Source organism: Pseudomonas sp. KH_050 (genome assembly GCF_057838875.1).
Genome location: NZ_CM174478.1, coordinates 5815001 through 5828214, shown reverse-complemented (window position 1 = coordinate 5828214; position 13214 = coordinate 5815001). Strand labels below are relative to the sequence as shown.

Genomic DNA, 13214 nt, shown 5'->3' with positions numbered 1-13214 from the left:
ATATTTTTTTGATAATCGGTCGGTGATGGCGATGTTGCGATTCGATGATTTGCAGTTGTTCGTGCGTGCCGCTGACTTGGGCAGCTTGTCTGCTGCGGCGCGGGTGATGGATATGTCGGCGGCGGTGGCCAGTGCCGCGTTAAAGCGAATCGAGCAGCAATTGGGGGCCCGGTTGCTGGCGCGTTCGACCCGCAGCCTGCGGCTGACAGCTGAGGGCGAGGGGTTTCTCGAGTACGCCAGGGCCGCATTGAGCAATCTCGACGAAGGCCGGCGGTTGTTGGCCAGCGGGCAGGATCAGGTGAGCGGGATTTTGCAGTTGTCGGCGCCTTCCGATTTCGGCCGCAACCTGTTGTTGCCCTGGCTCGATGAATTCCAGCGCGAACACCCGAAGCTCACGGTGCGCTTGTTGTTGGGCGACCGGATTGCCGATCTGTTCCGTCAACCTGTGGATATCGCAATACGTTATGGCGAACCGGAAGACTCCAGCCTGGTGGCGTTGCCGATTGCGCCGCAGAACCGTCGGGTGTTGTGCGCTGCTCCCGATTATCTGGCCCGCTATGGTGAGCCCCGGCAACTGGAGCAATTGGCTCAGCATAATTGCCTGTTGTTCATGCTTGGCAGCCGGGTTCACGATCACTGGAGTTTCCATGATGGCAAGCGCGAGGTGGGGCTGACGGTCAGCGGCGATCGATTCAGTGATGATGCCGATGTGGTGCGCTTGTGGGCCGTGGCAGGGGCGGGGATTGCCTACAAGTCCTGGCTTGATGTGGCCGCCGATGTGTTGGCAGGACGGTTGCGAGTGCTGATGCCCGAGTTGCTGTGTGAGCGCGCGCCGCTGAATTTATTGTGTGCACACCGCGCGCAATTAAGTAAACCGGTGAACTTGTTGCGTGAAATGATCAAGTTGCGTTGTGAGAAATTATCCGCTCAGAGTCCCGTCCCATTTGCTGTCGATCATTAACCGCCTCAAAAAAGAGATAATTCTTTCAGGAACTATCACCTTCAAAGGTTTCCTCGCGGCGGGAGCCCTTGGTTTTCACGTTTATACTAGCGCCGGCCTATTTCTCTGCCGTTGATTTCGGGGATGAGGAACCGTGTTTATTTCGGTTGAGCAGCCAATCGTCGACGTTGGACTATTGGGTGGTTTCGAAGGAGTTGATCGCTTTAGTTTGTAACATCGCCCGGTTTTTGGCGGTTTTCACGTCTTGGCCGGTGATACATTACTGGCCATTATGTCTCAGCGCTGTAGACGAATGATTCAACAGGGAGTGAACACATGGAATATGCACCTTGCATCAGCCAGATTGCTACGCTGCTGGCGGACCCGAAGCGCAGTGCGATGATGTGGGCTTTGATGGACGGAACAGCCCGGCAGTCCGAAGAGTTGGCGTTACTGGCAGGTTTGTCACCGTCTTCGGCCAGCGCGCATCTGGCGCGCTTGTCTGCCGGAGGGCTGTTGAAAGTCGAAGCGCGTGGGCGAAAGCGTTTTTTTCGCTTGGCCGCTCCCGAAATAGGTGCCGCAGTCGAAGCCCTGGCCAACGCTTCTATCGCCAGCGCACCACGGGCGATGCCGGACATATTCAAGCGCAACCTCTCCCCGACAGGAGCCCAGACCCCGCCGTCCTCGTTGCTCAAGGCGCGGATTTGTCATGACCATCTGGGTGGCGAACTGGCGGCTGATCTGTATCAACGATTGCTCGATGCCGGCTGGATCGAGCAGACGCATCAACGCATCGTCGTCACGAACAAGGGCGCAAATCAGTTGGCGAGCCGAGGTATTTTTATCCAGGCGCTTGCCCAGCGAAATGCCCAGATTGCCTGTTCCTGCCCGGACTGGAGCGAGCGCCGGGCCCATTTGGGTGGCGCATTGGGCGCCGGGTTGCTGCAGTTGTTCATGCAGTCTGGCTGGCTGAGCATCCCGAGCCAATCCCGCGCCCTGCAGATCACCCCATTGGGGCAGCGTGAAATTGCCAGATTCGCCAGGGTGACCGAGTTGCAGATGGTCACTTAGCACCTGGCTGCAGCCTGCCCGCGAAGAATTACTGCGGTCTGTCAGATGCATCGTTCTTCGCCGGCAAGCCACGCGCCCACAGGACCGTGGGATCTGTGGCAATCAGCTTTACCCGCGATAGCGGTCTTACGGTTTGACCAAGCGTGCATCCAGACTGTTCTGGGCCAGGCGTTTAGCCTGGTCCTGAGTCATTCCCAAATGGGTATGCAAGGCGTGGAAGTTTTCGGTGACGTAACCGCCGAAATACGCCGGGTCATCCGAGTTCACCGTGACCTTCACCCCACGCTCGAGCATGTCGAGGATGTTGTGCTGTGACATGTCGTCGAACACGCAGAGCTTGGTATTGGATAGCGGACAGACGGTCAACGGAATCTGCTCGTCGATAATCCGCTGCATCAGCCGCTCATCTTCGATCGCGCGTACACCATGGTCGATACGCTGGATTTTCAGCAGATCGAGGGCTTCCCAGATGTACTCGGGTGGGCCTTCTTCGCCAGCGTGCGCGACAGTCAGGAAACCTTCGTGGCGGGCGCGATCGAATACTCGCTGGAACTTGCTCGGCGGGTGACCCAGCTCGGAACTGTCGAGGCCGACGGCAACAAACGCATCGCGAAATGGCAAGGCCTGATCAAGGGTTTTCTCCGCTTCTGCTTCGCTCAAATGCCGCAGGAAGCTGAGGATCAGGCCGCTGGTGATGCCCAGTTGCTGCTCGCCATCTTTCAGCGCGCTGGCGATACCGTTAAGCACTACTTCAAACGGCACTCCACGATCGGTATGGGTCTGCGGATCGAAGAACGGTTCGGTGTGAATCACGTTCTGCGCCTTGCAGCGCAACAGGTAAGCCCAGGTCAGGTCATAGAAGTCCTGAGAGGTGCGCAGTACGTCCGCGCCCCGGTAATACAGGTCGAGAAACTCTTGCAGGTTGTTGAAGGCGTAAGCCTTGCGCAGGGTTTCAACGTTGTCCCATGGCAGGGCGATCTTGTTGCGTTCAGCCAGGGCGAACAGCAGCTCAGGCTCTAGCGAGCCCTCCAGGTGCAGGTGCAGTTCGGCCTTGGGCAAGGCGTTCAGCCAGTCGTACATATTGAAATCTCATCAGGTGCAAGGGTGGCATTCTACAGGTCGACGCTGAGAACTTTGGCAAAAACCTGACCAGCCGGTTCATTACATAGCCTGCAGTTCTCGCCGATAAGAATAGGTGCGACAGCAGGAATTCGGCGCAGGTAGTGGTCGGATATTTCGCCGGGTGCTGCCAGCCACTGCTGCGCCAAGGTGTAACGAAACGTTAGCAACTCACCGCAGTCTGTCGCTCATCGTTTCCTGCTCCCATATTAGGTTGGTGTCGGGTCAGATGCCTGCGATCAATTGCCTGGCCGCCTGGCTGTGATCGGCAATCAACCCCTTCAGATCCAGCCCCTCGACCTGCCCGTCGATTACCCGCCATTTGCCGGCAACCATCACCCGGTCCGCCCGGTCCGCGCCACACAACAACAGTGCCGACAACGGATCATGACTGCCAGAAAAGCGCAGCTCATCGAGTTTGAACAAAGCCAGGTCTGCTTGCTTGCCCACCGCCAGTTCGCCGATATCGCTGCGCCCGAGCAGTTGCGCCGAACCACGGGTGGCCCAGCCGAGCACTAACTCGGGAGTGATTTTTTCCGCGCCATAACGCAGGCGCTGCAAGTACAGCGCCTGACGGGTTTCGAGGATCATGTTTGACGCGTCGTTGGAGGCCGAACCATCCACACCCAGACCCAAGGGTGCACCTGCTGCGATCAAATCCAGGGTTGGACAGATACCTGAAGCCAGGCGCATGTTCGAGCTCGGGCAATGACAGATGCCGGTGCCGGCCGCCCCCAGGCGAGCAATTTCATCCGGGTTGAAATGAATGCCATGGGCTAGCCAGGTACGTGGCCCGAGCCAGCCGACGCTGTCCAGATAGTCCACGGTGCGCAGGCCGAAACGTTGCAGACAGAAGTCTTCTTCGTCGAGGGTTTCAGCGAGGTGGGTGTGCAGGCGTACGTCGAGTTTGTTGGCCAGTTCAGCGCTGGCCGTCATGATTTGCGGCGTCACGGAAAACGGCGAGCAGGGCGCCAGGGCAATCTGGATTTGTGCGCCGTCGCCACGTTCATGGTATTCGACGATCAGGCGCTGGCTGTCGGCGAGAATCACTTCACCTTGCTGCACGGTCTGTTGTGGCGGCAGCCCGCCGTCGGCTTCACCCAGACTCATCGAACCGCGGGTGAGCATCGCGCGCATGCCCAGTTCGCGCACGCTCTGGACCTGCACATCAATGGCATTTTCCAGGCCTTCGGGGAACAGGTAGTGGTGATCGGCCGCCGTGGTGCAGCCAGACAGCAGCAACTCGGCCAGAGCAACTTTGCTCGCCAATGCCAGTTTCTCAGGGGTCAATCGAGCCCAGACCGGATACAGGGTTTTCAGCCAGGGGAATAACGGCTGATTGACCACCGGCGCCCAGGCGCGGGTCAGGGTTTGATAGAAGTGATGGTGGGTATTGATCAGCCCGGGAAGGATCACATGCTCGCGAGCATCGAAGACTTGTCCACAGGGTGCGGCGGGTTGTTGCCCGGCCCCAAGTACTTCGATGATCAAACCGTCTTGCAGCACCAGACCGCCACGGGCATCGAGCGCGTTGGCAGTGAAAATGGCCAGGGGGTTTTTTAACCAGATACGGGTCGCAGGCATTAGCCGGCTCCTCTGAAAGTTGGGTTCAGGTTCGCCAGCTCAGTGTTGCCCTGTCTGCTGATCCAGGGTCGCCGGGGTGGGCGAGGTTTGGAGTTTACTCAGATTCCGGATTTGGTGCGATAGCTTCAAATAGTTGCGTGAGGCCTGAAAGATCGAAGCCTTCGGCAGCTCCTACGGATCGGGTTTACACGCGGATAGCGAAAAAGATCGCGGTCGGCGTAGGAGCTGCCGCAGGCTGCGATCTTTTCGTCCTCACCAAGGAATCGTCTCGCCCCGGTAGTTCACAAAATGATGCCCACCCCTACCCGCATAAGCATTCACCTGCTCGATCAGCCCTTGGGTACTGGTGTCGACATCGATGTCCGCGCCTTCACCGCCCATGTCGGTTTTCACCCAGCCCGGGTGCAGCGACAGCACCGTCAGCTTCTGCTCGCCCAGTTGAGTGACGAAGCTGTTGGTCATGGAGTTCAGCGCCGCCTTGCTGGCCTTGTACAGCGCCAGCTCCGGGGCATCGGGCATGGTCACGCTGCCGAGCACCGAGCTCATGAACGCCAGCACACCGCTGTCCGGGCGGATCTGCCGGGCGAAGCGCTGGGCCAGATTGATCGGGGCCACGGCATTGGTAAAGAACAGCCGGCCGACTTCGGCAAGGGTGGCGTTGCCGGGCGTCTGATCATCCGGGCCTTTGACCCCGGCGTTGACGAAGAGCAGGTCGAACACCTGGTCTTTCAGCCGTTGGCTCAGGGCGATCACGGCGTGTTGGTCATCCATGTCCAGTTGCTCGATCCGGACCTTGCCCAGTGCCTGCAAGTCCTCGGCTTTCTGCGGGTTGCGCACGGTGGCGGTGACTTGCCAGCCGTCGGCCAGCAAGCGTTTCACCAGCCCGAGGCCCAGGCCTCGGGAGGCACCGATGATGAGTGCGTTTTTTGCAGTGTTCATAAACGGGTTCCTTGAGAAAAGCACATCAGGGTCTTAAGGGACAACTCTGGCTGAGCCGTAGTTGCAACTCCTGGCGCAGTTCGCCGAGTTCGGCAATGCGGGTTTCGATCAGGGTCAATTTGTCTTGCAGCAATTGGGTGACGGCGCTGTCCGGGTCGACGGCGTTCCACAGGCCGGCAACGCTGCTGCCGATTTCACCGAGGCTGAATCCCAGGCGTTGGGGCGGTCTTGGTGTAGAGCACCAGTCGCACCCGATCAGCCGGGTAGTCGCAGTAACCGTTGGCGCTGCGTTGGGCGGCGATCAATCCGAGTTGCTCATAAAAGCGCAGAGTATCGCGGCTGACAGCGCTGGCCCGGGCTAATTCACCGATACGCATCTTGAAGACTCTTTGGAGCTTGACCCTGGAGCATACTCCAGGCTTTAGCCTGTGTGCTCCTTGAATAGTTGGAGTCACCTCAATGTGGACTGCACAGCAATACACCGCCGCTCCCACAAGGATTGAACCCTTGATGCCCCGCCTGCCCCAATTCAGGGCAAGCCTGTGGATAAGGCCCGGTGTTGCCCCGTCGCAGCTGATTAAAAAATGAGCAGCCGGCTGCGAGCTATGCCACCTATGCAACTGAGCCAGCCTTGCACGGCTTATCCACAGGTTGCTCCACAGTATTTGTGCGCAAGCCAAAAGCCTGGGTATAAGCACTCGTGGGCTTTCTTCTAAAGGCGATATACCGCTCTAACTGATTGTTTTGCAGCGGGATTAGTCTTGGCGACAGGCAATTGGACAAAAAATGAACAGTGCCCGCAAAGCCACGTTGCAGAAGGGTTGCAGGGGAATGTGCTCAGGTTATCCACAGTCGGGTGCACAGTAGATGTGGGCAAGTTCAGCGAGTAGCGGGTAGGTGGATTGCACCAAAAAAACCGCAGCGCGGTGCACTGTAGGGGCGTGCGATTTTCTGGTTTGTTTTTGTCCTGATCGGGACACTAGCGTTGCAACAGAATACGCCCACGACTCAGGTCCGCCAGTTGCGATTGCAGAATATCAATCTGCGCTTCACCAACCGCCAGCTGCAACTCCACGCCATTGGCGGTAAAACTTTCTTCCAGGATCAAGCCGCCAAGTTCAGTCACCCGCAGTTTGACCAGCGCCAATTCGTTGAAACCACAGGCGCAATGCAGTGGTACCCGACTGATCAATGCAACGCGCTCGGCCCCTTGCAAGCATTTATTGGCACTGCCGCCGTAGGCCCGGGCGAGGCCGCCAGTCCCTAACTGGATGCCGCCATACCAACGAATCACCACCACCGCGACCTGGTCGAAATCCTGGGCTTCGATGGCCGCCAGAATAGGCCTTCCGGCAGTACCGCCCGGCTCGCCGTCGTCACTGCTGCGGTATTGATCGGCGAGTTTCCAGGCCCAGCAATTGTGCGAGGCGTTCAGGTCACTGTATTGCTCGATAAAGGCTTGAGCATCAACGGGGCTACTGATCGGGGCGGCGAGGGCGATGAAACGGCTTTTGCGAATTTCTTCGCGGTATTCGCAAAGGCCGGTGAGGGTAAAAGGCATGTGCGGTATCTTTTAAAGGATTGGCTTGAGGCCGCAGCCCTTGAGAATGATCTGGATAAGATTGTTGCTGGCGTCGTCCATGTCCTGCCTGGTCAGTTTGCTGCGGCCGGTCACGCGGCAGATCTGCGTGGCGAAGTCGGCGTAGTGCTGGGTGCTGCCCCACAACAGGAAGATCAGGTGTACCGGATCGACCGGGTCCATCTTGCCGGCATCGATCCAGGCCTGGAATACGCCCGCGCGGCCCTGGAACCAGGTGCGATAGTCCTGGTTGAAATGCTCGCTCAGGTACTCACCGCCGCTGATGATCTCCATGGCGAAGATCCGCGAGGCTTGTGGCTGGCGGCGGGAGAACTCCATCTTGGCGCGGATGTAGCGGCTGAGCGCTTCGGCCGGATCGTCTTCGGCGGTCAAGGTGTTGAAGGTGCTGTCCCACAACTCGATGATGTTGCTCAGCACTGCCACGTACAGCCCGAGTTTGTTGGTGAAGTAATAATGCAGATTGGCCTTGGGCAGCCCGGCGTTCTGCGCAATGGTATTCATGCTGGTGCCTTTGTACCCGTGACGAGCAAACTCGTCTTCAGCGGCCTTGATGATTGCCTCTTCGTTCTTTTGACGAATACGGCTGGCAGGCTTGCCGGTGTGAGCAGGGACTTCAAGGGTCATGGAGGTTTCCGAGCAGTTCTGTGGGTGTGACCAATGGCTTGATAGCGTACCCACAAGAATCAGACAAGCCTTGGCACCATAAAAAACCGGATTTACCGGGTTGCCGCCAGGCTTTCCAGAAAGCTTTCCAGCACTAAGTGCGGGCGCCGGCCCTTACGGGTGACCGACGCCAGGCTCAGGTCATAAAACCGCGCCATCGGTTTCAGTGCGCGCAGTCGACCTTGCTGCACCCAGAGGCTGGCGTAATGATCCGGCAGATAACCTATGTAGCGCCCAGTCAGAATCAGAAACGCCATGCCTTCGCGGTCCGACGCGCTGGCGGTGCAATTGAGCGCCTGGTAATGCGCCTGGATCTCGGCCGGCAAACGGAAGGTCGGCGCGATGGCGTCCTGGCTGTTGAGGCGCGGATCGTCCAGTTGTTTGTCATCGACGTAAAACAGCGGATGCCCGACCGCGCAGTAGAGTAACGAACGCTCGCTGTACAGCGGTTGATATTCCAGGCCCGAAAGCGCGCTGGCCTGTGGCACCACACCGACATGCAAGCGGCCGTCGAGTACCCCTTGCTCCACTTCGTTGGGGGCAATCATGCGGATCTGAATCTGCACGTCCGGCCCCCGCTCCTTCAATTGTGCGAGGGCATGGGTGATGCGCATGTGGGGCAGGGTGACCAGGTTGTCGGTCAGGCCGATGGTCAACTCGCCACGCAAGTGCTGGTGCAGTCCGTTGACCTCGGTACGAAAACTTTCCAGCGCACTTAATAGCTGCAAGGCCGATTGATAGACCTCGCGGCCTTCCTCGGTCAGGGAGAATCCGGCACGACCACGCTGGCACAAACGTAATCCGAGACGCTGCTCGAGATCGCTCATCTGCTGGCTGATGGCGGAACGGCCGATCCCTAATACGCTTTCCGCCGCGGAGAAGCCGCCACATTCGACTACGCTGCGAAATATGCGCAGCAGGCGGATGTCAAAGTCACTGACTTGTGCCAGCGGATCGGGGCGACGACTGCTCATAGTTTAGTGTGTGCCTGACTGAAGGTTAGAATAGTTGGATTTCACAGACTTTATCCCCGTGGCAATTTAGCTGCAAGAACGCTTTTGATCCCTACGCTGCCTTTTGCCTTGCGAGGTTTTGCTCATGAACTTGCCTGAAAACGCTCCGGTCTCCCTGGCCAGTCAACTCAAGCTCGATGCCCACTGGATGCCGTACACCGCCAACCGCAACTTCCAGCGCGATCCGCGGCTGATCGTTGCAGCAGAAGGCAGCTACCTGATCGACGACAAAGGCCGCAAGGTCTATGACTCGCTGTCCGGTCTGTGGACCTGCGGTGCCGGGCATACCCGCAAGGAAATCCAGGAAGCGGTTTCCAAACAATTGGGCACCCTCGATTACTCGCCGGGCTTTCAGTACGGTCACCCGCTGTCGTTCCAGCTGGCAGAAAAAATCACCGAGCTGACTCCAGGCAACCTGAATCATGTGTTCTTCACCGACTCCGGCTCCGAGTGCGCGGACACCGCGGTGAAAATGGTTCGTGCCTACTGGCGTCTGAAAGGTCAGTCGACCAAGACCAAAATGATCGGTCGGGCTCGTGGCTACCACGGCGTGAATATCGCCGGCACCAGCCTGGGCGGCGTCAACGGAAACCGCAAAATGTTCGGTCAGGCGATGATGGATGTCGACCATCTGCCGCACACCTTGCTGGCGAGCAATGCCTACTCCCGTGGCATGCCGGAGCAGGGCGGTATCGCCCTGGCCGATGAACTGCTCAAGCTGATCGAGTTGCACGATGCGTCGAATATCGCCGCAGTGTTCGTCGAGCCGATGGCAGGTTCCGCCGGTGTGCTGGTTCCGCCTCAGGGTTACCTCAAGCGTCTGCGCGAAATCTGCGATCAGCACAGCATCCTGTTGGTGTTCGATGAAGTGATCACCGGCTTCGGTCGTACCGGCTCGATGTTCGGTGCCGACAGCTTCGGTGTGACCCCGGATTTGATGTGCATCGCCAAGCAAGTCACCAACGGTGCGATTCCGATGGGCGCGGTGATTGCCAGCTCAGAGATCTATCAAACCTTCATGAATCAAGCGACACCGGAATATGCGGTGGAATTCCCTCACGGTTACACCTACTCGGCCCACCCGGTGGCCTGCGCGGCCGGCTTGGCGGCACTGGATCTGTTGCAGAAGGAAAACCTGGTACAGAGCGTGGCAGAAGTTGCACCTCACTTCGAAAACGCCTTGCATGGTTTGAAGGGCACCAAGAACGTCATCGACATCCGCAACTACGGCCTGGCCGGCGCGATCCAGATCGCCGGGCGTGACGGCGATGCCATCGTGCGTCCTTTCGAAGCCGGTATGGCTCTGTGGAAAGCAGGTTTCTATGTGCGCTTCGGCGGCGACACCCTGCAGTTCGGCCCAACCTTCAACAGCAAGCCGCAGGATCTTGATCGCCTGTTCGACGCGGTCGGCGAAGTGCTGAACAAGATCGATTGATTCGCCCTTCTATATAGAACGAACAACAGGTGCGCCGCGATGCGCGCCTGTGGACAACTTTTCAGGAGCCCTGCATGAGCCTTATCCAGCATTTGATCAACGGCGAACTGGTGACCGACAACGGTCGCAGCGCTGACGTGTACAACCCGTCCACCGGTCAACCGATTCACAAAGTACCTTTGGCCAGCCGCGAAACCGTGCAGAAAGCCATCGACTCGGCCAAGGCGGCATTCCCGGCCTGGCGTAACACTCCACCGGCCAAGCGCGCCCAGGTGATGTTCCGCTTCAAGCAATTGCTTGAGCAGAACGAAGCACGTATTGCCCAGTTGATCAGCGAAGAACATGGCAAGACCCTGGAAGACGCCACCGGCGAATTGAAGCGCGGCATCGAGAACGTCGAGTACGCGTGCTCGGCTCCGGAAATCCTCAAGGGTGAGTACAGCCGTAACGTCGGCCCGAACATCGATGCCTGGTCCGACTTCCAGCCGTTGGGCGTGGTTGCCGGGATTACTCCGTTCAACTTCCCGGCCATGGTGCCGCTGTGGATGTATCCACTGGCGATTGTCTGCGGCAACTGCTTCATCCTCAAGCCTTCGGAGCGTGATCCGAGCTCGACCTTGCTGATCGCCCAGCTGCTGCAGGAAGCCGGATTACCAAAAGGCGTTCTGAGTGTGGTGCATGGCGACAAGGGTGCGGTCGATGCATTGATCGAAGCGCCGGAAGTCAAAGCGCTGAGTTTCGTCGGTTCGACGCCGATTGCCGAATACATCTATTCCGAAGCCACCAAGCGCGGTAAGCGTGTGCAGGCCTTGGGTGGCGCGAAGAACCATGCGGTGCTGATGCCGGATGCGGATCTGGATAACGCGGTCAGTGCCTTGATGGGCGCGGCTTACGGTTCGTGCGGTGAGCGCTGCATGGCGATCTCGGTGGCTGTGTGTGTTGGTGATCAGGTAGCGGATGCGCTGATCAGCAAACTGGTGCCGCAGATCAAGGCGCTAAAAATCGGTGCCGGGACTTCCTGTGGCCTGGACATGGGGCCATTGGTCTCGGGTCAGGCTCGCGACAAAGTCAGTGGCTATATAGAAGACGGCGTTTCTTCCGGTGCCGAGCTGCTGGTGGATGGTCGCGGCTTGAGCGTAGCGGGCCACGAAGAGGGCTTCTTCCTCGGAGGCTGCCTGTTCGATCGCGTCACGCCAGCGATGCGCATCTATAAAGAAGAGATCTTTGGCCCGGTGCTGTGCATCGTGCGAGTCAATAGCCTGGAAGAGGCCATGCAACTGATCAACGATCACGAGTACGGCAACGGCACCTGCATCTTCACCCGTGACGGTGAAGCCGCGCGGTTGTTCTGCGACGAGATTGAAGTCGGCATGGTCGGCGTCAATGTACCGCTGCCGGTTCCAGTGGCGTACCACAGCTTTGGTGGCTGGAAGCGTTCACTGTTTGGTGATCTGCATGCCTATGGCCCGGACGGTGTGCGTTTCTATACCCGGCGCAAGGCGATTACCCAGCGCTGGCCGCAACGTGCCAGCCATGAAGCTTCGCAGTTCGCATTTCCTAGCTTGTAAGTAACAGGGTGGGAAAGGCCGGCTCCTTTATTGAATAAGGGGCCGGCCTTTTGCTTTTAGAGGCGTTTTTGGCCTATATGACACAATTGTGAAATTATGTGTTGACGGCAGATCCTGGAAGTCTATAATTCGCCCCACTTCCGGCGCAGTCGAAACGGAAAACTCCTTGCTAAACAATGAGTTACGCAGTTTTCGGCAGCGAGTTGCTTCAGTTCATCGAAGTCCAGAAGGAGTTGCTAGAGTCGGTTTGTTTGGCCCTGGTAACGGTTCGATCCACTCGGTCGAAAGCGGTGTAAAACAGGTGTTGACAGCAGCGAGTAACGCTGTAGAATTCGCCTCCCGCCAACGAGTGATCGGAAGCGCCAAGTGGTTGAAGTTAAAAAGGAAACTTTGAAAACTTCTGAAAATAACCGCTTGACAGCAGTAGAGGAAAGCGTAGAATGCGCGCCTCGGTTGAGACGAAAGATCTTAACCAACCGCTCTTTAACAACTGAATCAAGCAATTCGTGTGGGTGCTTGTGGAGTCAGACTGATAGTCAACAAGATTATCAGCATCACAAGTTACTCCGCGAGAAATCAAAGATGTAACCAACGATTGCTGAGCCAAGTTTAGGGTTTCTTAAAAACCCAAAGATGTTTGAACTGAAGAGTTTGATCATGGCTCAGATTGAACGCTGGCGGCAGGCCTAACACATGCAAGTCGAGCGGCAGCACGGGTACTTGTACCTGGTGGCGAGCGGCGGACGGGTGAGTAATGCCTAGGAATCTGCCTGGTAGTGGGGGATAACGTTCGGAAACGGACGCTAATACCGCATACGTCCTACGGGAGAAAGCAGGGGACCTTCGGGCCTTGCGCTATCAGATGAGCCTAGGTCGGATTAGCTAGTTGGTGAGGTAATGGCTCACCAAGGCGACGATCCGTAACTGGTCTGAGAGGATGATCAGTCACACTGGAACTGAGACACGGTCCAGACTCCTACGGGAGGCAGCAGTGGGGAATATTGGACAATGGGCGAAAGCCTGATCCAGCCATGCCGCGTGTGTGAAGAAGGTCTTCGGATTGTAAAGCACTTTAAGTTGGGAGGAAGGGCAGTTACCTAATACGTGGTTGTCTTGACGTTACCGACAGAATAAGCACCGGCTAACTCTGTGCCAGCAGCCGCGGTAATACAGAGGGTGCAAGCGTTAATCGGAATTACTGGGCGTAAAGCGCGCGTAGGTGGTTTGTTAAGTTGGATGTGAAATCCCCGGGCTCAACCTGGGAACTGCATTCAAAACTGAC

10 protein-coding genes, 1 rRNA gene and 1 pseudogene (1 of these 12 cut by a window edge) are annotated in these 13214 nt (G+C 57.7%); 5 read left to right on the top strand and 7 right to left on the bottom strand.

The window, feature by feature from the left end; translation table 11 throughout:
- Positions 1-31: 31 nt before the first annotated feature.
- Together AC3IUA_RS26820 and AC3IUA_RS26815 are read left to right on the top strand one after the other, a co-directional pair.
- Positions 32-961 carry a LysR family transcriptional regulator gene (locus AC3IUA_RS26820; protein ID WP_489357832.1) on the top strand — a complete coding sequence of 310 codons (930 nt, stop codon included), beginning with the start codon at positions 32-34 and terminating at the stop codon, positions 959-961.
- Positions 962-1276: 315 nt separating this feature from the next.
- Entirely contained in the window at positions 1277-2011 is a 735-nt protein-coding gene (locus AC3IUA_RS26815) for an ArsR/SmtB family transcription factor (protein ID WP_489357831.1), read from the top strand.
- A gap of 126 nt (positions 2012-2137) precedes the next feature.
- Here AC3IUA_RS26815 and AC3IUA_RS26810 read toward each other — a convergent pair whose 3' ends face one another.
- The 7 genes and pseudogenes from AC3IUA_RS26810 to AC3IUA_RS26780 all read right to left on the bottom strand — a co-directional run bounded on the left by AC3IUA_RS26810 (position 2138) and on the right by AC3IUA_RS26780 (position 8890).
- Positions 2138-3091, bottom strand: coding sequence for an adenosine deaminase (locus AC3IUA_RS26810; RefSeq protein WP_489357830.1), 954 nt, complete (start codon positions 3089-3091; stop codon positions 2138-2140).
- A gap of 264 nt (positions 3092-3355) precedes the next feature.
- Positions 3356-4714 carry an 8-oxoguanine deaminase gene (locus tag AC3IUA_RS26805; protein WP_489357829.1) on the bottom strand — a complete coding sequence of 453 codons (1359 nt, stop codon included), beginning with the start codon at positions 4712-4714 and terminating at the stop codon, positions 3356-3358.
- A 252-nt stretch (positions 4715-4966) separates the two neighbouring features.
- Positions 4967-5653 carry an SDR family oxidoreductase gene (locus AC3IUA_RS26800; protein WP_489357828.1) on the bottom strand — a complete coding sequence of 229 codons (687 nt, stop codon included), beginning with the start codon at positions 5651-5653 and terminating at the stop codon, positions 4967-4969.
- A 25-nt stretch (positions 5654-5678) separates the two neighbouring features.
- Positions 5679-6030, bottom strand: a pseudogene (locus tag AC3IUA_RS26795) (MerR family DNA-binding transcriptional regulator).
- Between the two features lie 602 nt (positions 6031-6632).
- Positions 6633-7214, bottom strand: a complete 582-nt coding sequence (locus AC3IUA_RS26790; RefSeq protein WP_489357827.1) for an IMPACT family protein — start codon at positions 7212-7214, stop codon at positions 6633-6635.
- A 12-nt stretch (positions 7215-7226) separates the two neighbouring features.
- Positions 7227-7877: a TetR/AcrR family transcriptional regulator gene (locus AC3IUA_RS26785; RefSeq protein WP_489357826.1), complete on the bottom strand. Its 651-nt coding sequence runs from the start codon at positions 7875-7877 to the stop codon at positions 7227-7229.
- A 92-nt stretch (positions 7878-7969) separates the two neighbouring features.
- A complete protein-coding gene (locus AC3IUA_RS26780) occupies positions 7970-8890 on the bottom strand; it encodes a LysR family transcriptional regulator (RefSeq protein WP_489357825.1) in 921 nt (306 codons plus the stop codon).
- Positions 8891-9014: 124 nt separating this feature from the next.
- Between AC3IUA_RS26780 and aptA the strand changes: the two genes are divergently transcribed.
- From aptA to AC3IUA_RS26765, 3 genes are all read left to right on the top strand, one after another.
- A complete protein-coding gene (gene aptA, locus AC3IUA_RS26775) occupies positions 9015-10364 on the top strand; it encodes an omega-aminotransferase AptA (protein WP_150807643.1) in 1350 nt (449 codons plus the stop codon).
- A 74-nt stretch (positions 10365-10438) separates the two neighbouring features.
- Positions 10439-11932: a CoA-acylating methylmalonate-semialdehyde dehydrogenase gene (locus tag AC3IUA_RS26770; RefSeq protein WP_489357824.1), complete on the top strand. Its 1494-nt coding sequence runs from the start codon at positions 10439-10441 to the stop codon at positions 11930-11932.
- Between the two features lie 639 nt (positions 11933-12571).
- Positions 12572-13214: ribosomal RNA gene (locus AC3IUA_RS26765) — 16S ribosomal RNA — on the top strand; it runs 896 nt beyond the window's last position.